Origin of the sequence: Sphingomonas sp. Ant20, from assembly GCF_000783375.1 — a bacterium.
GTDB classification, from domain to species: Bacteria; Pseudomonadota; Alphaproteobacteria; order Sphingomonadales; family Sphingomonadaceae; genus Sphingomonas; species Sphingomonas aerolata.
In genome coordinates this window covers 1-19,481 of record NZ_JRVI01000041.1, presented here as the reverse complement: position 1 = coordinate 19,481, position 19,481 = coordinate 1, and the positions used below count along the sequence as shown (strand labels likewise).

General features: G+C 67.5%; 19 protein-coding genes and 3 pseudogenes. 5 read left to right on the top strand and 17 right to left on the bottom strand.

Annotated features, from left to right (window positions below):
• Positions 1–30: 30 nt before the first annotated feature.
• The 3 genes and pseudogenes from NI18_RS26625 to gyrB all read left to right on the top strand — a co-directional run.
• Positions 31–294, top strand: a pseudogene (locus NI18_RS26625) (DNA replication and repair protein RecF); the annotation flags it as partial.
• Between the two features lie 99 nt (positions 295–393).
• Positions 394–1,185: an OmpA family protein gene (locus tag NI18_RS07355; protein WP_306286273.1), complete on the top strand. Its 792-nt coding sequence runs from the start codon at positions 394–396 to the stop codon at positions 1,183–1,185.
• Between the two features lie 258 nt (positions 1,186–1,443).
• Positions 1,444–3,984 carry a DNA topoisomerase (ATP-hydrolyzing) subunit B gene (gene gyrB / locus NI18_RS07350; protein ID WP_192007913.1) on the top strand — a complete coding sequence of 847 codons (2,541 nt, stop codon included), beginning with the start codon at positions 1,444–1,446 and terminating at the stop codon, positions 3,982–3,984.
• A 53-nt stretch (positions 3,985–4,037) separates the two neighbouring features.
• On the opposite strand, the gene NI18_RS22175 is transcribed toward gyrB, so the two are convergent.
• The 5 genes from NI18_RS22175 to NI18_RS07325 form a co-directional block, all read right to left on the bottom strand.
• Positions 4,038–5,099 carry a LuxR C-terminal-related transcriptional regulator gene (locus tag NI18_RS22175; RefSeq protein ID WP_052149054.1) on the bottom strand — a complete coding sequence of 354 codons (1,062 nt, stop codon included), beginning with the start codon at positions 5,097–5,099 and terminating at the stop codon, positions 4,038–4,040.
• A 114-nt stretch (positions 5,100–5,213) separates the two neighbouring features.
• A complete protein-coding gene (locus NI18_RS22170; RefSeq protein WP_084215084.1) occupies positions 5,214–5,672 on the bottom strand; it encodes a spore coat U domain-containing protein in 459 nt (152 codons plus the stop codon).
• Positions 5,660–7,963: a fimbria/pilus outer membrane usher protein gene (locus tag NI18_RS07335; RefSeq protein ID WP_192007914.1), complete on the bottom strand. Its 2,304-nt coding sequence runs from the start codon at positions 7,961–7,963 to the stop codon at positions 5,660–5,662. Before NI18_RS07335 ends, NI18_RS22170 begins: the two co-directional genes overlap by 13 nt.
• 10 nt (positions 7,964–7,973) lie before the next feature.
• The gene (locus tag NI18_RS22165) at positions 7,974–8,663 is read right to left on the bottom strand and encodes a fimbria/pilus periplasmic chaperone (protein WP_157840497.1); all 690 of its coding nucleotides are present in this window, start codon (positions 8,661–8,663) and stop codon (positions 7,974–7,976) included.
• 66 nt (positions 8,664–8,729) lie between these two features.
• On the bottom strand, positions 8,730–9,251 hold the full coding sequence (locus NI18_RS07325) for a spore coat protein U domain-containing protein (protein ID WP_052149051.1): 522 nt from the start codon (positions 9,249–9,251) through the stop codon (positions 8,730–8,732).
• A 495-nt stretch (positions 9,252–9,746) separates the two neighbouring features.
• Here NI18_RS07325 and msrB point away from each other — a divergent pair, with 495 nt between their 5' ends.
• The gene (msrB, locus tag NI18_RS07320; protein WP_031440471.1) at positions 9,747–10,199 is read left to right on the top strand and encodes a peptide-methionine (R)-S-oxide reductase MsrB; all 453 of its coding nucleotides are present in this window, start codon (positions 9,747–9,749) and stop codon (positions 10,197–10,199) included.
• A gap of 40 nt (positions 10,200–10,239) precedes the next feature.
• On the opposite strand, the gene NI18_RS07315 is transcribed toward msrB, so the two are convergent.
• The 12 genes and pseudogenes from NI18_RS07315 to NI18_RS07265 all read right to left on the bottom strand — a co-directional run bounded on the left by NI18_RS07315 (position 10,240) and on the right by NI18_RS07265 (position 18,770).
• Positions 10,240–10,665: an organic hydroperoxide resistance protein gene (locus NI18_RS07315; RefSeq protein WP_031440472.1), complete on the bottom strand. Its 426-nt coding sequence runs from the start codon at positions 10,663–10,665 to the stop codon at positions 10,240–10,242.
• 111 nt (positions 10,666–10,776) lie between these two features.
• On the bottom strand, positions 10,777–11,502 hold the full coding sequence (locus tag NI18_RS07310; RefSeq protein ID WP_306286272.1) for a sensor histidine kinase: 726 nt from the start codon (positions 11,500–11,502) through the stop codon (positions 10,777–10,779).
• A 23-nt stretch (positions 11,503–11,525) separates the two neighbouring features.
• Positions 11,526–11,810, bottom strand: coding sequence for a response regulator (locus tag NI18_RS26620; RefSeq protein WP_306286271.1), 285 nt, complete (start codon positions 11,808–11,810; stop codon positions 11,526–11,528).
• Positions 11,811–12,254, bottom strand: a complete 444-nt coding sequence (locus NI18_RS07305) for a response regulator (RefSeq protein ID WP_031394819.1) — start codon at positions 12,252–12,254, stop codon at positions 11,811–11,813.
• A complete protein-coding gene (locus NI18_RS07300; protein WP_037529103.1) occupies positions 12,251–13,759 on the bottom strand; it encodes a sensor histidine kinase in 1,509 nt (502 codons plus the stop codon). Before NI18_RS07300 ends, NI18_RS07305 begins: the two co-directional genes overlap by 4 nt.
• Positions 13,760–13,944: 185 nt before the next feature.
• Positions 13,945–14,187, bottom strand: a complete 243-nt coding sequence (locus NI18_RS07295) for a hypothetical protein (protein ID WP_031394821.1) — start codon at positions 14,185–14,187, stop codon at positions 13,945–13,947.
• Positions 14,188–14,544: 357 nt separating this feature from the next.
• Positions 14,545–14,790, bottom strand: coding sequence for a hypothetical protein (locus NI18_RS07290; RefSeq protein WP_037529102.1), 246 nt, complete (start codon positions 14,788–14,790; stop codon positions 14,545–14,547).
• Between the two features lie 110 nt (positions 14,791–14,900).
• Positions 14,901–15,642: pseudogene (locus NI18_RS07285) on the bottom strand (exonuclease domain-containing protein).
• 66 nt (positions 15,643–15,708) lie between these two features.
• Positions 15,709–16,164, bottom strand: coding sequence for a PH domain-containing protein (locus tag NI18_RS07280; RefSeq protein WP_031440476.1), 456 nt, complete (start codon positions 16,162–16,164; stop codon positions 15,709–15,711).
• A 79-nt stretch (positions 16,165–16,243) separates the two neighbouring features.
• Positions 16,244–17,610, bottom strand: a pseudogene (locus NI18_RS07275) (phosphomannomutase/phosphoglucomutase).
• Positions 17,611–17,626: 16 nt separating this feature from the next.
• Complete coding sequence (locus NI18_RS07270; RefSeq protein ID WP_031396256.1) at positions 17,627–17,881, bottom strand: molecular chaperone DnaJ; 255 nt, start codon at positions 17,879–17,881, stop codon at positions 17,627–17,629.
• 34 nt (positions 17,882–17,915) lie between these two features.
• A complete protein-coding gene (locus NI18_RS07265) occupies positions 17,916–18,770 on the bottom strand; it encodes a division plane positioning ATPase MipZ (RefSeq protein ID WP_042467017.1) in 855 nt (284 codons plus the stop codon).
• A gap of 75 nt (positions 18,771–18,845) precedes the next feature.
• On the opposite strand from NI18_RS07265, the gene panC reads away from it, so the two are divergent.
• Positions 18,846–19,481 (top strand): pantoate--beta-alanine ligase (panC, locus tag NI18_RS07260; protein WP_037529101.1); only part of this gene is annotated, 636 nt, incomplete at its 3' end.

Below are 19,481 nucleotides of genomic sequence, written 5' to 3'. Positions count from 1 at the left end.
CGCTGCTGACGTCACGCACCACGACAAGGCGCGGCGTCGCTCGCCTCGACCGGCGAGCAGAAGGCGCTGCTGCTTGGCATCGTCCTCGCGCATGCCGAGCTGGTCGCCGAGCGGACCGGGCAGGCGCCGGTCCTGCTGCTCGACGAGGTCGCGGCGCATCTCGATCCGGCCCGCCGCGCGGCGCTGTTCGATCGGCTGGCGGGGCGCGGGCAGGTGTGGATGACCGGCACCGAGGACGCACTGTTCGATGCGATCGACGCGCAGGCGACGCGGATCGCGGTCGGGCCTGGCTGAACGCGCGCTGTCGATGCGCGTCACGAGGGGTTCAAGCGGGCGCGGGCAAATCCCGGTCCATCGCGCCCCGGTCCATAGCGGGGGCGACGGAGAGACATGATGAAGACGACTATCGCACGCGCCGCATTCGGACTGGTCATGATCGCGGCAACCACCGCACCTGCATTCGCGCAGGCGCGCTATGACATGAGCAACCCGCCCTGGTCGCGCCCCGGTTACAGGCTGGCGGGCGCGGGCGTGCCGATCCTGTTTCCCGAACTCCGCAATACCGCGCGGGGCCGTGCGTTCGTGATGCCCAATTTCGACGCGAACGGCGATGGCCGGATCAACCGGCAGGAGGCCGGTGACGCCAACCGCGAATTCGCCCGCATCGCCGGGCCGCGTCGCGACCGGTTCGACTGGGCCGCCTATGGCCGCGACCCGGGAGGCTATCGCGGCGACCGCGGCGGCGGCACCACCGTGGTCGAGACCAGCACGACGTGGGACCGCGGCGCGATGCGCAACTATGGTTTCCGCCAGACGCCACGCGGCGCGACGCTGACCCTGCAAGAGGACGTGCTGTTCCGCACCGACAGCGCGGTGCTGCGCCCCGGCGCGATCGAGAAGCTGCGCCCGCTCGCCGGCTATCTGCGCGGCAATCCGGGCGTCCGCGTGGCGATCGACGGCTTTACCGACTCGCGCGGGTCCGATGCGCACAACCAGGATCTGTCCGAGCGCCGCGCGGCGAGCGTCCGCCAGGCGTTCGACGACATGGACGTCGTCCGCGCACGCTTCAGCGTCGTCGGTCACGGCGAGCGCCAGCCGGTCGCGACCAACGCGACCGCCGCCGGCATGCGCCTCAACCGCCGCGTCGAAGTCACCCTGCTCGGCCAGCGCGCCGACCGCTTCTGAGCGCAAGCTCCCTCTCCCCCCCGGGGGAGAGGGAAGGGGCAGGCCCGCCTCTACCACCCCGGCGAGGCCGGGGCCCAGGGTGGGGGACGTCTCTGACGGAAGGCGTCGCTGCGTTACGACCGCCTTTCCAACTGGGCCCCGGCCTCCGCCGGGGAGGCGACGTGTTTGGAGCGAGGCCAGAGCCGACCGTTGTCCTACGCCCCCGAGCCCCCGGCACCACAGGCCATTTCGCTTCCGTTTCGGGCGTGCGATGCCTATATGCTGGGCATGGCATCCAACCCTGAATCCAACAATCCCAACCTGCCCAACCAGGGCGACTATGGCGCAGACTCGATCAAGGTCCTCAAGGGCCTCGACGCGGTCCGCAAGCGCCCCGGCATGTATATCGGCGACACCGACGACGGGTCGGGCCTCCACCACATGGTGTTCGAGGTCAGCGACAACGCGATCGACGAGGCGCTTGCCGGGCATTGCGACCGGATCGACATCGTCCTGAACGCCGACGGATCGGTCAGCGTCACCGACAATGGCCGCGGCATCCCGACCGGCATCCACACCGAGGAAGGCGTGTCCGCAGCCGAGGTCATCATGACCCAGCTCCACGCCGGCGGTAAGTTCGAGAACACCAGCGACGAGAACGCCTACAAGGTCTCGGGCGGCCTGCACGGCGTCGGCGTCTCGGTCGTCAACGCGCTCAGCGAATGGCTCGACCTGACGATCTGGCGCGACGGCAAGGAGCATTACATGCGCTTCGCGTTCGGCGACGCGGTGCTCCCGCTCAAGATCGTCGGCGACGCGGCCGAGGGCCAGAAGGGGACGCGCGTCACCTTCTTCCCGTCGCCCGCCACCTTCAAGATCACCGATTTCGACTTCGACAAGCTCGAACATCGCTACCGCGAGCTCGCCTTCCTCAATTCGGGCGTGCGCCTGTTCCTGACCGACGCGCGGCATGAGGAACTGAAGACCGTCGAGCTCTATTACGAGGGCGGTATCGCCGCGTTCGTGAAGTATCTCGATCGCGCCAAGCTGCCGCTGATGCCCGAGCCGGTCGCGATTTCGGGCACGCGCGACGACGTCACGATGGACGTCGCGCTGCAGTGGAACGACTCCTATTACGAGAACGTCCTCGCCTTCACGAACAACATCCCGCAGCGCGACGGCGGCACGCACATGGCCGCGTTCCGCGCCGCGCTGACCCGCACGCTCAACAATTATGCCGAGAAGTCGGGCCTGTTGAAGAAGGAAAAGGTCCAGCTCACCGGCGAGGACATGCGCGAGGGGCTCACCGCGATCGTCTCGGTCAAGCTGCCCGACCCGAAGTTCAGCAGCCAGACCAAGGACAAGCTCGTTTCGTCCGAAGTCCGCCAGCCCTTGGAAAGCCTGATGGCCGACAAGATGGCCGAATGGCTCGAGGAAAACCCCGCGCACGGCAAGGCGATCGTCGCCAAGATCATCGACGCCGCCGCCGCGCGCGAAGCCGCCAAGCGCGCGCGCGAATTGACGCGCCGCAAGGGCGTGATGGACATCGCCTCGCTGCCCGGCAAGCTCGCCGACTGCCAGGAGCGCGATCCCGCCAAGTCCGAGCTGTTCCTGGTCGAGGGTGACTCGGCCGGCGGTTCGGCCAAGCAGGGCCGCGATCGCCATTTCCAGGCGATCCTCCCCCTGCGCGGCAAGATCCTCAACACCGAGCGCGCGCGCGAGGATCGCATGTTGTCGAGCCGTGAAATCGGCACGCTCATCACTGCGATGGGCACCGGCATCCGCGACGACTTCAACGCGGACAAGCTGCGCTACCACAAGATCGTCATCATGACCGACGCAGACGTCGACGGCGCGCACATCCGCACGCTGTTGCTGACGCTGTTCTACCGTCACATGCCCAAGATCATCGAGGGCGGCTATCTCTACATCGCGCAGCCGCCGCTCTACAAGGCGACCAAGGGCCGGTCCGAGATGTACCTGAAGGACGATGCCGCGCTCGACGAATATCTGGTCGATGCGGGCGTCGGGTCGATGGTCCTCGAAGGGCCCGGTGGCGCCCGCTTGGGTCGCGACCTGAAGGATCTGGTCGATCACGCGCGGCGGATGCGCACGCTGATGCGCTACGTCCCCAAGCGCTATGACGCGGGCATGATCGAGGCGCTGGCGCTGGGCGGCGTGTTCGATCCCGAGGCGTCGGTCGCGGACCGCACGTCGCGGCTCGAGATCGTCACGCGTCGCCTCGAACTCGACGACGGCGATGCGCGCTGGACCGCCGAGCTGACGCAGGATGGCGGCATCCATTTCCAGCGCGCGTGGCGCGGGGTGACCGATCACCACATCATCGAGGCGAGCTTCCTCGTCTCGGCCGAGGCGCGCAAGCTGCACGCTTTGTCGGCCGAGCAGTCGGACAGCTATGCGCGCACCTCGAACCTCGTCCCCGCGAGCAAGGCAGCGCACGCCGACGAGCCCGAGGCGGAAGACGCCGCAGAGACCGGTGCCGGCGTGATCGGGTCCGCCACCGCGGTCGCGACGCGCGGCTCGACGCAGGTGTCGCGCCCGAGCCATCTGCTCGACGCGATCCTCGCCGCGGGCCGCAAGGGCCTCGCGATCCAGCGCTACAAGGGGCTGGGCGAGATGAACGCGGAACAGCTGTGGGAAACCACGCTCGATCCGTCGGTCCGCTCGATGCTGCGCGTCACCGCGGTCAATGCCGAGAGCGCGAACGAGATCTTCACGCAGCTGATGGGCGAAGTCGTCGAACCGCGGCGCGAGTTCATCCAGGACAACGCGCTCAACGTCGCCAATCTCGACGTCTAGGGCGCGTTTCGCTTCCGCGGACCGACGCGCAGGGATCGTCCGATCCGGGTGCGTCAGTCCGGTTTGGCAAGGCGTGGCGCGTCGGTTTTGCGGATGATCGCGCCGAAATGCGTCTGGCCGTCCTCGCGCCACATCGACAGCGACAGGGTGACGGCCAGTTTCGACCCGCCGCGGTGCGTCGCCTCGAGGGTGACGGTCGTCCCGACCAGATGCGCAGCGCCGCGGGCCGCGAGTTGCTGAAGGCTCAGGGCGTTACCTCGTTCTCGCGGATCGATGATGGCGATCGTCTGACCCAGCGCCTGGTCGGTGCTGAAACCGAACAGCGTCTCGCATGCCGCGTTCCAGACGATGATCCGGCCGTCATGATCCGCACATAGAATGCCATCGGGAGAGGTCGCGGCGAAATTGTCGAAGCGGGACCGGCCCGGGTCGGGCAGCTGTGGCACGTGGTTCGTCAGCGGCGACCCCTCACGCAGGCTGCGCGCGAGTTCGGGCGTGTCGAGCCAGCGTTCGCGGGGCGCAAGCCCGCCATCGACCGCGACATAGACCATCTCCGCCACGCTGCTGACGTTCAGCTTGCGCAGCGCCTGTGCGCGGTGCCCCTCGACCGTGCGCGGGCTGATCGCCATCGCCTGCGCGATCGCCTTGTTCGTCTGGCCGACGATCATCGCGCGCACGACATTGCGCTCGCGCTCGGTCAGCAGGTCAAGACGCGCGCGCGCTGCGCCGCGCTGCGCCGTCCAGTTCACCAGCGTCGCGACCCGTTCGAACGCGCGGTCCAGCGCGGCCGCCAGCGTTTCGGGCTCGAGCGGCATGTCGAGCACCTCGGTCGCGCCCAGTTTCATCGCCTCGACGGTGACCGTCGCATCGGTCCGCGCCGTGATCGCGATCGCCGGCCATCGGATGTCGCGCAGCGCCAGCGCGGAAAGCAGCCCCAGGCCGTGCGCCGGCGGCGTCCGCAGCTCGATCAGGATCGGCGCAGGTTTGAGCGTCGGCAATTGCTCGAGGAACAGGTCGGCATGGGCAAAGGGCCAGACCGTGATGCCCGACGGCTTCAGACAGGCCTGCAGATGCCGCCGCGTGCCGCTGTCGTCGTCGATGACGTATAGGATCATGGCTGCTCCGGTCGGTGGCGGTGCCAGGGGCCCGAAAATGGTGCCGCGGCCGGGACGATGAAATTCGGCGTTACACGGTAAAGTTTAAGAGTTCGAGGGGGCTGTCGCGGGCGTTCAATAGGTGATGCTGACCCAGAGGATGTCGCTGTAGGATCCCGGCTTCAGCTGCGTCTGGCGGGCCGGTGCGCGGGCGTAGACGGGAATCGCGGTGCTTGTCGCGACCGCGGTGCTGCTGACGGTGCTGCTGCCATTGGTGCCGTCACCCCAGACCCGGGAGTGCGCAGGATCGATATAGAGATTGTAGAGCAGCGCCTGGGCGCCGCCGGTCATGGTCCGCGCGCCATAATCGCCATTGCCCGGGCCGATCGCGATGACGACGCTGGTCTCGACGTCGCAGCTGATCGCGATGCCGGTGACCGCATCCTGGGGTGCGGTCGCGAACGGATCATAGGAGCCGAGCGTCAGCGCCTGCGGGCTTACGCTGCAACTGGCAGCCGCTGCCGGCGCTGCGGTCGCGAGTAGCGCGAAGACAAACGCGGCGGTGATCGCGCTGCGACCGATCATGAGGTGCATGTGAAGGTTCCGAGATCGGGTTGGGTCTGCCCGGCGGGGACGAAGTCGAAGGCGAAAGCGCACCCGCCGCCGGCGAAGGTGGCGGATACGCGATTGCGCGCGGCCAGCCCGGTCAGATAGGCGTCGCCGCCGGGCGCCAGCAGAAAGGCTTCGCCCGCGCCGTTCAGGTGAAGCACGGTGCCGGCGGGAAGCGGGTTGCCGTCCGCACCGACCACCCGGAGCCGCGCATCGCTTGCGGCGCGCGCGCCGAACCGTACCGCGACGCCGCTGCGATCATAGGGCCGCACCGTACGCTTGGTCTCGTCGATGATCGCGTCGAGCGGCAGGTCCTCGGCCTCGATCCGGATATGATTGTCCTGAAACGGCAGCAGCCGCGGGATGACCAGCACGCCCGCCGCGTTCGTCCGGCCGACCAGCTGGTTGTCCGAATAGACGCGGACATTGGCGTAGGGGCCGACGCGCACGGTCCCGAAGCTCTGCTCGATCCGACGCGCGGCGAACACCGCGCCATCGACCGTCGCGACCGATCCGACCAGCTGCAGCCGCGTGCCCGACGCACCGTTCAGCCGGGTCACCTGCGCATCGACACGGCCGATGCCGCTCTGGGCATTGACCTCTGCATCAAGCCGCTCGATCGCCCCGGTTTCCGCCTGCAGCCGGTATCCGACGCCGTCTCCATAAGGGAGGTTGCGTTGCAGCGTCGTCGTCGCGCCGAGCTCGCCGTCGCGCAGCTGCACGCCGGCGGTGGCGCTCGTCCGCTGGCCGAACGGGACGGTGAGGCGGAACTGCACCGTCGTGTCGCGCGCGCCGGCAAAGCTCCGGCTCGCATTGAGGCTGAGCGCGCCGATCCGACGGAGCCGCATCGACGCATTGGCATTGCCCGACAGGATATCGCCGCGCTGGTCGCGGCTGCGGCGCCACAGGAGAGAAGCGGTGACCGACCCATAGGGCGTGGGCGTGCCGATAAAGCCGGTCACCGTGCTGCGCGCGCGCCGATAGGCGGTCGAATCGCCGACCGTCGCATAGTCCGCGGTGGTGATCTCGCCATTGCCGCCCAGCGACAGGCCGCGCGTCTGGCGTTCGAACCCGATCCCGAACAGGCCGCCGCCGCCCCGGTCCGAATGGCTGCCCGCGGCCGAGAGCGAGAAGATCCCGACCGCGGGCCACAAGGCGCTGACCTGCATGCTGGTCGCCTGCATCTTGCGGGTGGTTTCGCCATGCGCCTCGACCGTCAGCCGCTCGGTCACGCCGTAGCGATGCGTCGCCGACAGGATCGGCGTGCCATAGTCGAAGCTCGCCCGCGTGAAATTGCGCCGCAGCACGCCGATCTCGTACGAGAAATCATGCAGGCCCCGGCGCAGGATCTGCGGCGCGGCATAATAGGATTGCGTCACCCGCGTCTCGCGACCCAGCGCATCGCGCACCACCAGCTGGATATCGCCGCTGCCATTGACCACCGGGACGTCGGTCAGCGCGAACGGTCCGGACGCGACGGTCTGGCGGTTCTGGAGGATGTTGTTGACATAAAGGTCGACGACCGAGGGAACGGCGGCGCTGCCGTTCAGCGTCGGCAGCGCCATCGTCAGATAGCCCGGCTGCGTCGCGAAATTGGTCGCGAGCTGAAGGCCCGCGAACCGCAGCGCACCGGTCCCGGTGCTGCCGCGCGTCACGCCATCGCCGATCCGCAGCGATCGCAGCCGCGCCGGGTCGTCGATCGTCCAGTTGGTATCCAGCCTGACGAGGCTGCGTCGCCCGTCGCCACTGTTCCCCGTGCCGGCGATGAAGCCCGTCCCCATCGTCCCCGCGCCGCTGAACGCGCCCAGCTCGAACAGGCCGTCGAGCGAGGACGCGCCTGACGCGGTCTGTGCGGACAGGTCGTAATTGAGGAAGCCGCCGATCCCGCTGCGCGTCATCGGCCCGTCGGTCCGGCCCGACAGCAGCGCGCTCGACGGCATGAACAATGCCGCCGGCGCGGTGATCGACAATGTCTGCGTCGCATCGTCGAGGCCGGCGACAAGCCCTTCCGCCGTGTCGAGCCGAAGATAGGTCTCGCCCTCGAACAGCCGCGTATCGTCCTCTTTCAGCACCAGCCGCCACGCGCGTGCCGCGTCTCCGGTGACGTACAGCGCGTCCGCATCGTACAGCACCCAGACCGGATCGGGCTGATCGATGCCGTTGATCCGGATCGCGAGCAACGCCAGACGCAGGTCCGCCGGCGCCGCAGCCTGCCCCGCAGCCGGGATGGGCGCGGGGTCGGCAGCGATGCCGGGCGAACCCGCGGCCAGAAGCACGATTGCCAGACTAGCGCGCGGCCAGATTCGCCGTGACTTCGTGCTCGCCATCGGCGGTGCGGATCGCGAGCGTCAGCGGCGTCCCGGTCGTGAGTTCGGGGTGTTTGCCGATCTCCCATTGGCGCATGCTCTCCGGCAGGACGACGCCCATCGCGTTGCTCAGCACGGTCGATGTGCCGCCCGTCCCCGTACCCGCCCGATGCGCGATGCCGGTGACCTGCGCGATCGCGCCGCCGGTATTGCGCGCCTCGAGCACGATGTCGCCGGCCGGACGCCGCCAAGCGGTCCAGGCGACGTCAGCCTTGGCGGTCGGATCGGCGACGATGTAGAGGGGCAGGTTCAGTTTGACCGCGATGCGCACGCCGTTCGCCGTCGCCGGCCCGGGGATCTCCTGCAGCATCACGCGATAGGCGGCATTGGGCAGGCGGTGCCGCACGCCGATGCGGACGAGTTGCGGCGCCCGCGTCGCGGCGGTGAAGATGGGGGGCGACGCGATCAGGTCGTCGGTCGGCGTATAGACGTCCTTGCCGTCGACCTGGGTCCAGCGAAAGGCGGACACCCGGATCGATACCGGTACAGCCTCGCCATTGGTGATGGTCAGCGATCCGACCGGGCGGTTGGCGGGCAGGGTGAGCGTGACCGGGCTGACGCGGAAGTTGCTCGCGACCGCATCGCCGGGCAGGGCGATGGCGGCGGCCATGCAAAGACCGGCCGCCGTGAGGCGACCGGTCTGCAAGAGGCTCATAAAGCGCATTGCTTGAAGAGCTTAGTAGTTGACCGTGACCTGGACGACATCCGCATAGGTTCCTGCCGGTGCGTTCGTCTGGCCAAGCGGGATGCTGCCGGCCAGCACGATCGGCACAACGACGCCGGTGCCGGTGCCGGTGATCGGCGAGCTGCCGGCCGTGCCATCACCCCATGGGCTGGTGGTGGTGTTGTCATTGTACAGGACGTAGTTCAGCTTCTGGCCTCCCCCGCCGGTCGAGGTCATCCCGCGCAAGGCCATCGTTGCATTTGCGCCCGTGCCGACATCGGCCGTCGCGGTCCAGGCCGTGCCACTCGTGCACATGACGTCCAGACCACCGGTGCCCGCATGCGCGGCGCCATCGGTCACATCGGCGCCGCCGAACTGCAGCGCGGTCGAGGTGACCACGCAGCTCTCGGTGACTTCGGCGTTGGCGGCGATCGTTGTGCCAGTGCTCTGCGCCGATGCCGGGAGGCCGACGAAAGCGGTCAGGCCGAGCGCGGACGCCAGCGCGAATTGGACGCGCATGTTGTTGATAGCCATTGGTAATTCCCAGGACTGGGCGCAGCAGGACATACCTTGCGCCACTCATGTCGAGCCGTATCTGTCATCAAGAGGCTTCTTGAAAACATGCCGCCTCATCGATGCAGTTCTACGCCAATGGCATTGCGAAGACCTGAACAAATGTACAATATTTCCCACGTAGATCTACGTGGAAATGCATGGTCTTGCCTTGGGATAATCGTCGATCATTGCCGTACATCATGACGAATCATGGTAAACGGAATGAGTTTCGATGGTTAATACTAGATGAAAGGCTGAATGCTGGCAAGGCGTGCCGTGCGGATGGGCCCCACATGCCCCGGGATTGCGACGATCGCGGCCCGGGCACCGGCTCATCGGGCTGGCCATCACCGTCGCGCGGCCATTCCTATAGCGCCAACGCCTCCTATATCCCGTCGGCACCCTGCTGACCGGACGCAGCTTTCGCGCATCCCGGCCGGCCAACCGACGCGGATCGCCGCGTGAGAGGACAGCATGACAGAGTATAAGAAGACCGACGCCGCGCTCGCCAAGCTGACGCCCGAGCAATATTACGTCACGCAGGAAAGCGGCACCGAGCGGCCCGGGACGGGATCCTATCTCAACACCCGCGAACCCGGGCTCTATGTCGACATCGTGTCGGGCGAACCGCTGTTCGCGTCGGCCGACAAATTCGACTCGCACTGCGGCTGGCCGAGCTTCACCAAGCCGATCACCCCCGCGCATGTCGCCGAGCTGCATGACCGCAGCCACGGCATGGTCCGCACCGAGGTCCGCTCGGCGGGCGCGGACAGCCATCTGGGGCATGTCTTCGAGGATGGGCCGCGCGACCGCGGCGGGCTGCGCTACTGCATCAACTCGGCCGCACTCCGCTTCGTCCCGCGCGACGCGATGGAAGCCGAGGGGTATGCGGACTATCTCGACCAGGTCGACGCCGCAGGCGCGTGACGGAACGGCCGGCCGCTCGCGCGGCCGGCCACCCCGTGGGTCAGGCGAGCGTCAGCCCGACATCGACATTGCCGCGCGTGGCGTTCGAATAGGGGCAGATCTGGTGCGCGGTATCGACCAGCTTCTGCGCCTGCTCGCGGTCGAGACCCGGCAGCGCGACGGTCAGATCGGTGGTGATGCCGAACCCGCCCGCATCGCGCGGACCGATGCCGACCTTGGCCGTCACCGACACATCGTCGGGCAGCTTCATCTTCAGCTGCTGTCCGGCGACCTTCAGCGCGCCGATGAAGCAGGCCGAATAGCCCGCCGCGAACAGCTGTTCCGGGTTGCTCCCGTCACCACCTGCGCCACCAAGCTCCTTGGGCGTCGACAGGGCCACCGCGAACCGGCCGTCCTCCGACCGTGCCTGACCGTCACGACCGCCGGTGGCGGTTGCCGTGGTGCTGTATTTCACATCGACCGACATGCTGAATCTCCTATCTGTTTATCGCGATAACTAAATAGGAGTGCGTGTCGGCGCTGTCCAGAGCCGCGCGCTCTGACCAGCATCGACAATCCTGCTCGTAACTGACGGAGGTCAGCGCACCTCGGCGCGGAGCGTCGCGCGAACGCCGCGATGCGCGCGGTCATATTCGACGATCGAATGCAAGCTCTGCGCCATCGCGCGGATCAGCTTGGTGCCGAGCCCCGTACCCCGCGGCGTGGCGTCGGCGGGCATGCCGCAGCCATCATCCTCGACCGCCAGTAGGAACTGGCCGTCATCGGTCTGCGACAGCGTCACGCGGACCTCGCCCGATCCCGCGGGATAGGCGTATTTGCAGGCATTGGTGACGAGTTCGGTGACGATCACGCCCAGCGACACCGCGCGGTCGGTCGCCAGCCGGATCGGTTCGGCGACCAGCCGCAATGCGCGTGGCAGCGCCTCGCTCGACCAGGTCTCCGCCAGTTCGTCGACCAGCGCGCCGAGATATTCGCGCATGTCGACGCTCTCGACATCGTTGCTCGTATACAGGCGGCGATGGACCTGCGCGATCGCCTGGATCCGCCGCTGCGTATCCTCGAGCGCCTCGCGCGCGGCCGGGTCGGTCAGCGCCCCCGCCTGCAGGCTGACCATCGCCGAGACCAGCTGCAGCGAATTGGCCACGCGGTGGTTCACCTCGCCGAGCAGCGCCTCGAGCCGTGCGTTGGTCGCGCGCAGATCGGCCTCGGCGACGGCCTTGGCCTGTTGCAGCACCGACCGCGCGCCGACCTGTTCGAACGCCGCATCGAGCAGCTCGAAAAACTCCTCGCCGACGGTCTTCACGACATAGTCGGCCGCGCCCGCCTTCAGCGCGGCGACCGCGATCCGTCCCTCGTCTGACCCGGTGACATAGACGACGGGGGGCGCGCATCGGGCAGCGCGCGCAGCACGTTGAGCGTCTCGAGCCCGTCCATCCCGGGCATGTAATGGTCGACCGCGATCAGGTCATACGGTTCGGCGCGCGCCATCGCGATGCCGTCCGCGCCCGACTCGGCCAGCGTCATATGGTACCCGCGACGCTCCATCGCGCGCCCAACCAGCCGCCGGATACCCGCATCGTCATCGATATAGAGAACGCGTTTGCCGGTCATTCAACTCTCGGCCGAGGGGACCTGGATCACCGACAGGAACAGGCCGAGCTGGCGGATCGCCTGGGCAAAGCTCTCATAATTCACCGGCTTGGTGATATAGACGTTGCAGCCGAGATCATAGCAGCGCTGGATCTCGACCTTGTCGTCGGTGGTCGTCAGCACAACGACGGGCGCGCGTCGCAACGGGCTGCCCTCCGCCTTGATCCGCGCGAGGATGTCGGTGCCGCTCATGTCGGGCAGGTTGAGGTCGAGCAGGATCAGCGCGGGGCCGCTCTTCGCCGGACCGTCGGCCGCATCGAACAGGAAGTCGAGCGCGGTCGTGCCATCGGTGAAATGGCGGATATCGTTGAGGATGCCCGCACGGCGGATGTTCTTCTCGATAAGGCGCGCATGGCCCTCGTCGTCCTCGATCATCACGATGCCGACGGATTTGTGATCGTTCATGCCACGGGATCCTGTAACCTGAGGTCGAAGGGGAGATTGAGCCGGAAGGTCGCGCCTTCGCCGAGCGTCGAGACCAAGTCGATCGTCCCGCCCAGCCGATAGGCCAGCGCGCGGACATGCGCGAGGCCGATGCCCTCGCCGGGCTGGTCCTGCGGCCCGGCACGCCGGAACAGGTCGAAGACGCGCTGGTGATCGCCCGGCGCGATCCCGCGGCCATTGTCGATGACCGACAGGATCACGCGGTTGCGCTCGCGCGTGCCGGCAAGCCGGATCACGCCCGGCCGTCCGGGCTGGAGATATTTGGTCGCATTCTCGATCAGGTTCGACAGGATCTGTTCGAGCGCGAGCCGGTCGGTGACGAGTGCGGGCAGCGGGCGGTCGATCGTGACGGTCGCGCCGCGATCGTCGATCAGATGCTGGATCGACGCGACGATCGCGTCCCCGACGGCGGCCGGGTCGACCGGTTCGGGGGTGATCGACCGCCGCCCCTCGCGCGACAGCTTCAGGATCGCGTTGATCAGCCGGTCCATCTTCTGCGTCGAGGCGCGGATGAAGCCGATCGCCTCGGGCAGATCCTCCCGCGCGGCGATCCGCGCCTCGGGCGTGACGATCTCCGGGGCGATCGCCTCCGCACGGTCGATCAGTGCGGCCAGCGGCGCGGCGGCCTCGGCCAGCTCCGCGGTAAAGCCCATCACGTTGACGAGCGGCGAGCGCAGGTCGTGGCTGACGATATAGGCGAAACGCTGGATCTCGTCATTCGCCCGGCTGAGATCCGCGGTCCGTTCGACTACCTGATCCTCGAGCGTCTCGTTGAGCAGGTGCAACCGGTCGCGCGACGCGCCGAGATCGGCGGTGTAGCGCCGGATCACCAGGATCGCGAGGATCGCCACGACGAGGAGGAGCAGCGCTGCGAGGCCCGCCACCGACAGGAACAGCATGTTCGACCGCTGCTGGCGGTCACTGCGGATCTCGAGCAGGCGAACTTCCTCGGCAGCCATCGCCCGCAGCCGGTAGCGGATGCTGCGCATCAGCGGGACGCTCGCATCGACCGCGAACCGGCGTTGCGCCTCGCCGATCCGGCCCGCGTCGACCAGCGCGATCGACTGGGTCCGCAGGCTGCGCAACTGGCCCACCCGCGGTTCGATCAGGTCGAGCCGCGCGGTCTGGCGTGGATTGTCGTGGGTCGAGGAGCGCAGCGCCGTCAGCGCCGGCGCGAGCCGTTGGGCCGTCGTCTCATAGGCCGTCGAGAACAGGGGCAGGCCGGTGAGAAGATAGCCGCGCCGCGCGGTTTCCGACTGCTCCATCTCGACCTGCAACGTGGCGATCGCCTGGCGGACGTCCTGCGTATGAAGAATATCGGCGGTGTAGCGCGCGTTACGCACCGTGATCCAGCCGATCGCGACCGCGGCAGCGGCCAGCGCGACGAAGCCGAGCGTCATGAACGCGACCAGCCAGCGGGCGATGCGCCCTTCCGACTGGGGAAGTTTCAAGCTGATACGCGCCATATGCGACCCGTCTAGGATACCGCCTATCGTTACGCCAGCGATACTGACGGACGGCGGCCGGAGAGGGTGGATACCGGCGGCTGCGCGACGGCGATTGCGAGGATCGGGGCGTCTGGCCGCGCCGGATGGGCATCGACACCGGCCCGCCAGGGTGGGGCCGGCGCCAGCGCCGACCCCGTTATGTCTTAGTTGCTGTCGGAGTTGTTGTCGTCGTCGATCGCGAGATACAGCGCGCCGCCCACGGCGACGGCAGCGACGGCGACGATGACCAGACCGGCACCGGCAACCTTGTTCTTCTTGGCAGTCGGCGATGCAGCGCGCACCGACTTGGCGACCGACAGCGACGCTGCGGAATTTGCAGCAGCATTTGCCGCGACGGGCATGGCCGAGACGGCAACGGCAGCAGCCGTGAGAAGGATCTTACGCATGAGAACAACTCCGTAACTTTATGAGAAGAGCGCACAGTATAGGCGTTTGTATTAAAAATGAAGCAACGTCTAAACCGATCGGGGGCAATTATCGGTCGCCGACCGTGACCCTAGGGCAACAGTTTTCGGGTGCTGGCCTTGCCAACGCGGCGGTCGCCACTGTGCCACATCGATCGCGGGATTGGCCGAGACCCGGAGATCGCAATCGCGATCGGTCGGGATGGCCATCAAGATCACGGATCATCATGACCCGGTGATATCGTCGTCATGGTTCGACTTTGGCAGGCCCTCTAACCCGCCCGACAAGGCGAGACCGCTGCCGTTCGAGCGGATGACATCGCTACGCCGTTCGTTTGCTCAGTTGCTGTCCGAATCATCGTCGTCGCTCGAGGCGAGCAGAATGGCGCCGCCCACGATGACAACCGTTGCGAGCAGGGGGACGATCAGGCTCGGACCGGCAAGCTTGGTCTTCCTGACGGTCTGCGTCGATACACGCACCGACTTGGCGACAGACAATGGCGCCGCTGCGTTGGTGGCTGCATTCGCGGTGGCCGGCATTGTAGCGATTGCAAATGCTGCAGCAGTGATGATGAACTTGCGCATGAAGGGGTCTCCACTTCACCGAAGGAGACACGATCATAGTTCAATTCATGAATAATATAAACGCGCGTCATGTTTTGGTACGGATTATATCTATCCGCCGCGAAGTCGCTCTAAAGCAACAGTTCCTGCGCGCTCGCCTTGCCGACACGGCCGCCACCACTGCGCCGATCCATCTCGTGATTGGCGGTGAAGCGGATATCGGGGTCGCGATCGGTCAGGAACGCCATCAGGGTCTCGTGATCCAGTTCGGACCATTCCTTGCCGCGGTCGGGGCCATAGCGCACGCGCGGGATCAGGCCGGGATCGCGCGACCATTCGATCAGCTGCGCCAGGCTCGCCTCGTTGAGCATGTCACGCAGATGAAAGGCGGTGACATAGGCGTCGGGGGAAGGCGCGATGCGCGGGCAGGCCGCGCTCATGCTCCATCCCCGCGGGCTTGCGCCAATAGCGCAGCACCTGGTTCGAGAAGCTCGGCGAATCGGGCCACAGCCGCAGCGCGCATTTCCAGGTGCAGATCCATTCGGCATCACGGGTCAGCGCGGAAGTACAGAATTTCTGTTCGAAATCGGCGCGGTGCGCGGCCAGCGCGAGCCGTCGCGGCCAGGGATCGAGCACCTGGCGCGCGCAATCATGCCACCAGGGCGCATCGGCGACATGCTCGTCGAGAATATGGTGGATCGCCTGCGTTACCGGCGGAATCAGCCGGCCGGGATTGACCAGCAGGCTGCCGCCCTCGCCGTAGATTTCCCAGCGCCCGTCCTCGCCCAGCGCGACGTCCTGCCAGCCGATCTCGCACACGCCGTGCGCGGGGGGAGCCGATCCGGTGGTCTCGAGGTCGATGACCCGGATCATCTGCGGCTGGGGTTTGGGCTTTGCATAAGATGGCGCCATGACTGCCATGTGGGGACAAAAGCGCGGCTAATCCAGCGCGTATGCACCATCCCGGTCGATATCGACCTCGCGCACGCCGCGCCGCTGGCGCGCACGGTCGACGAGCGTGCGCAGCCCTTCGCGCCGGTCGCGCGCCATCGGCACGTCGCGCAGGACGAATTCGCCGCCGCCGGTCGTGCGATCGGTCGACGTCAGCACGATCGTGCCGATGTCGGTCATCTGGTTGAGCAGCGAATAGCCGAGCCGGACGTCCTTGATCCGGTAGAGCTCGATCTCGTCGATCGTCTTGAACAGGATGCCGCGCTTCACGATCAGCCGCTGGTCGGTGATCTCGAAGGTCGTGCTCCGGTTCCGGAGCCAGCGCAGCCCGATCAGCACGAAACCCACGCCGACCAGGCAGGTCAGCAGCGTTCCCCAGCCGGCAAAGCTGCCGAGCAGCCAGCGCCGCGTGCTGGACCGGAATTCGTCGATGGGTCGCTCCACGCGGCACTCCTTGGGATGATGGCGGAGGGTAGGGTAGCGCGGCCCCGAGTCAATCGCCGCGCGCGGGGCGGCACGCGGATCAGGCTCGCGTCACGCCGCAGGCCGCGAGGTGCGCATCGACCGCGGCGAGCAGGCTGGCCAGCGCGTCGTCGGTGCGTGCCTCGGCGCGCACCGTCAGCATCGCCTGCGTGTTCGACGCGCGCAGCAGCCACCAGCCTCGGGCGTGGTGACGCGCGCGCCATCGGTCAGGTCGACCACCGCGCCGTCGCGCGCCAGCCGTGCGACGACCGCGTCCACCACCGCGAACTTCTCCGCGTCGTCGACCGGGAAGCGCAGATCGGGCGTCGCGACCAGCGCCGGCATCGCATCGTGCAGCGCGGTCAGCGATTGTCCCGACAGATGCACCGCGCGAATGAGGCGGACCGCGGCATAGGCGGCGTCGTCGAACCCGTAATAGTCGCCGGCGAAGAACAGGTGCCCGCTCAGTTCCCCGCCGAGCGGGGCGCCGGTGCGCGTCATCGCGGTCTTCATCAGGCTGTGTCCGGTCGGCGCCATCACCGCCTTGCCGCCAAGCGCGGCGATCCGGTCGAACAGTGCCTGGGACGACTTCACGTCCGCGACGATCGAGGCGCCGGGATGCTCGCGCAGCGCGGGCTCGACCAAGATGGACAGGATCTGATCCCCCCAGATCACCCGCCCCAGCGCGTCGACCGCACCGATCCGGTCGCCATCGCCATCAAAGGCCAGTCCGAAGTCGAGGTTGTTTTCCGTGACGAGCCGCTTCAGATCGGCAAGGTTCGATTCTTCGGTAGGATCTGGATGATGATTGGGAAAATTGCCGTCGACTTCGGCGAAGATCACATGATGCTCACCCGGGAGGAGCTTGACCAGCGCCTCGATCACCGGGCCCGCGGCGCCGTTGCCGGTATCCCAGCCGATTCGGTACGCGCCGCCGGCATAGCCCGCCATCAGCCGGCCGACATAGGCGTCGCGCAGGTCGACGGTGGTAACCTCGCCGGCGCCTTCGCTCCACGCGCCCGACGCGGCAAGCGCGGCAAGATCCTGGATGTCGTCACCGAAAAATGGGGCGTGACGCAATACCATCTTGAAGCCGTTATACTCGGCGGGATTATGGCTGCCGGTTACGTGGATGCCGCCATCCACTTCTAGCGTCGCCTCGGCATAATAGAGCATCGGCGACGGGCCGAGACCGATCCGGACGACGTCGACCCCGCCCGCGACCAGCCCGGCGACCAGCGCCGCCTCGAGCGCGGGGGAGGACAGGCGACCGTCATAGCCGACCGCCACGCGGGTGCCGCCGATGCCGCGGACGCGCGTCGCGAACCCCCGGCCGATCGCAGTGGCATCTGCAGGGCCGAGGCTTTTGCCGACGATCCCGCGAACGTCATATTCGCGCAGCGCGCTGGGGTCGAACTGGTGCGTCATACGTCTCTGTGTCGGCTTATCGCGTGCGTTTGAGCAGCAGGTCGCGCGCGGCGTTCACCCGCCGCGTCAGGTCGGTTGAGCCGCCGCGGTCGGGATGGACCGAGGCGATCAGCCGCCGGTGCGCGCTGCGGACCGCGTCGGCGTCCGCAAGCGCGTCGATCCCCAGGATCGCGCGCGCTTCCGCCTCGTCGGTCACCACGCGCTGTTTCGGCTTGGGGCGCAGATACCGCCAGGCCAGCCAGATCAGCAGTGCGGTGGCGATCCACGTCACGCCGCGGCCCTGCGGCGGACCGTGGTGCGGTCCGTCATGCAGCGACATCCGACACGGGGCCGGGCGACGCCGGCGCAGCGGCGCGCGGCGCGGTTTCGGCGACCAGCTCGGGCAGCTGCAGCGCCGCCATCATCTCGCGCAGTTCCTGGCGCGCGGCGACGTGTGCCAGCCCCATGCCGCCGAATTCCTTCGCATCGATCATCGTCAGCCCGGCGGGGAACATCTCACGGTAGATGACGCGCTCGCCGAGCCCCGGAATGATCCGGAATCCGACCCGCTTCGACAGCTGGACCAGCGCATCCGAGACGCGGCGCATGTTGCGCGCCTCGATATGCTGGAGGCGGTTGCGCAGCACGACCCAGTCGATCGTCGTCCCGTCCGCGCGGGCGCGCTGCTTGCGCGCATCCCAGATCAGCTCGGAATAGAAACTCGGCCGCGTCACCTGGAAGGTTTCGGGATCGACCTGCCCGATCAGATCGAAATCGACGAAGCTGTCGTTCATCGGCGTGACCAGCGTGTTCGAGAGCGCGGCGGCGGTGCGCGCAAACGGATCGTCGCGGCCGGGCGTGTCGACGACGAGGAAATCCGAGTCCGCGCACAGCGAATGCCACAGATCCTCGAACTGGTCCTCGGTCTGCGCCGACAGCGTCGCGTGACGCGGCATCGGCAGCGCGGAGCCGGTGCGCTTGATCGTCTCGGCGCGGTTGTCGAGATAGCGGCCGACGGTGCGCTGGCGGTGGTCGAGGTCGAGACAGGCGACGCGCGCGCCCCTGGCGGCCAGCGCGATCGCGACATGGACCGCGGTCGTCGATTTGCCCGTGCCGCCCTTCTCGTTGGCGAACACGATGACGTGCGTCGAAGCGTGAGGGGAATCCGGGCCCGTGGCCAACGCGCGTTTCCTTATTGATCGTGAGTGACGCCCTTCATAGAAGCCGCGACCGTACTTATCGAGTGGGAGTTTCACGTGGACACCGTCAGGGACCTGAATATGCTGCGCGAAAGCGTCGCCGCGTTCCGCGCGGCCGGCCAGCGCGTTGCGCTCGTCCCGACGATGGGGGCGCTCCACGCCGGCCATGTCGCGCTGATCGAGGCGGCGAAACGCCCAGGCACGAAGGTCGTCGCGTCGATCTTCGTGAACCCCAAACAGTTCGGCCCGAACGAGGATCTCGCGCGCTATCCGCGGCGCGAGATGGCCGACATCAGGCTGCTGAACGAGGTCGGCTGCGACCTGCTCTGGGCGCCGGGCGTCGAGGTCATGTATCCCGAAGGCTTTGCCACCAACGTCAGCGTCGCCGGGGTGAGCGAGGGCTTTGACGGGGCCGCGCGCCCCGGCCATTTCGACGGCGTCGCGACCGTCGTCGCCAAGCTGTTCAACCAGGTCGGCGCGGATGCCGCCTATTTCGGTGAAAAGGACTTCCAGCAGCTCGCCGTCATCCGCCGGATGGTCACAGATCTCGACTTCGCGATCGAGATCGTCGGCGTCCCGACGCAGCGCGACGATGACGGCCTCGCCATGTCGTCGCGCAACATCTATCTCGACGACGACCAGCGCCGGCAGGCGGTCGCGCTGCCGCGTGCGCTCGGCGTCGCCGCGCGTGCG

Excerpts from the sequence above, each read along its gene's own strand:
- NI18_RS26620 (WP_306286271.1), bottom strand. The coding sequence starts at position 11,810 with ATGACCGGCAAACGCGTTCTCTATATCGATGACGATGCGGGTATCCGG.
- msrB (WP_031440471.1), top strand. The coding sequence starts at position 9,747 with ATGACAGAGTATAAGAAGACCGACGCCGCGCTCGCCAAGCTGACGCCC.
- NI18_RS07355 (WP_306286273.1), top strand. The coding sequence starts at position 394 with ATGAAGACGACTATCGCACGCGCCGCATTCGGACTGGTCATGATCGCG.
- NI18_RS07315 (WP_031440472.1), bottom strand. The coding sequence starts at position 10,665 with ATGTCGGTCGATGTGAAATACAGCACCACGGCAACCGCCACCGGCGGT.
- NI18_RS22170 (WP_084215084.1), bottom strand. The coding sequence starts at position 5,672 with ATGCACCTCATGATCGGTCGCAGCGCGATCACCGCCGCGTTTGTCTTC.
- NI18_RS07300 (WP_037529103.1), bottom strand. The coding sequence starts at position 13,759 with ATGGCGCGTATCAGCTTGAAACTTCCCCAGTCGGAAGGGCGCATCGCC.
- NI18_RS22165 (WP_157840497.1), bottom strand. The coding sequence starts at position 8,663 with ATGGCCGCCGCCATCGCCCTGCCCGGCGATGCGGTCGCGAGCAACTTC.
- gyrB (WP_192007913.1), top strand. The coding sequence starts at position 1,444 with ATGCTGGGCATGGCATCCAACCCTGAATCCAACAATCCCAACCTGCCC.
- NI18_RS07290 (WP_037529102.1), bottom strand. The coding sequence starts at position 14,790 with ATGCGCAAGTTCATCATCACTGCTGCAGCATTTGCAATCGCTACAATG.
- NI18_RS07295 (WP_031394821.1), bottom strand. The coding sequence starts at position 14,187 with ATGCGTAAGATCCTTCTCACGGCTGCTGCCGTTGCCGTCTCGGCCATG.
- NI18_RS07305 (WP_031394819.1), bottom strand. The coding sequence starts at position 12,254 with ATGAACGATCACAAATCCGTCGGCATCGTGATGATCGAGGACGACGAG.
- NI18_RS07325 (WP_052149051.1), bottom strand. The coding sequence starts at position 9,251 with ATGGCTATCAACAACATGCGCGTCCAATTCGCGCTGGCGTCCGCGCTC.
- NI18_RS22175 (WP_052149054.1), bottom strand. The coding sequence starts at position 5,099 with ATGATCCTATACGTCATCGACGACGACAGCGGCACGCGGCGGCATCTG.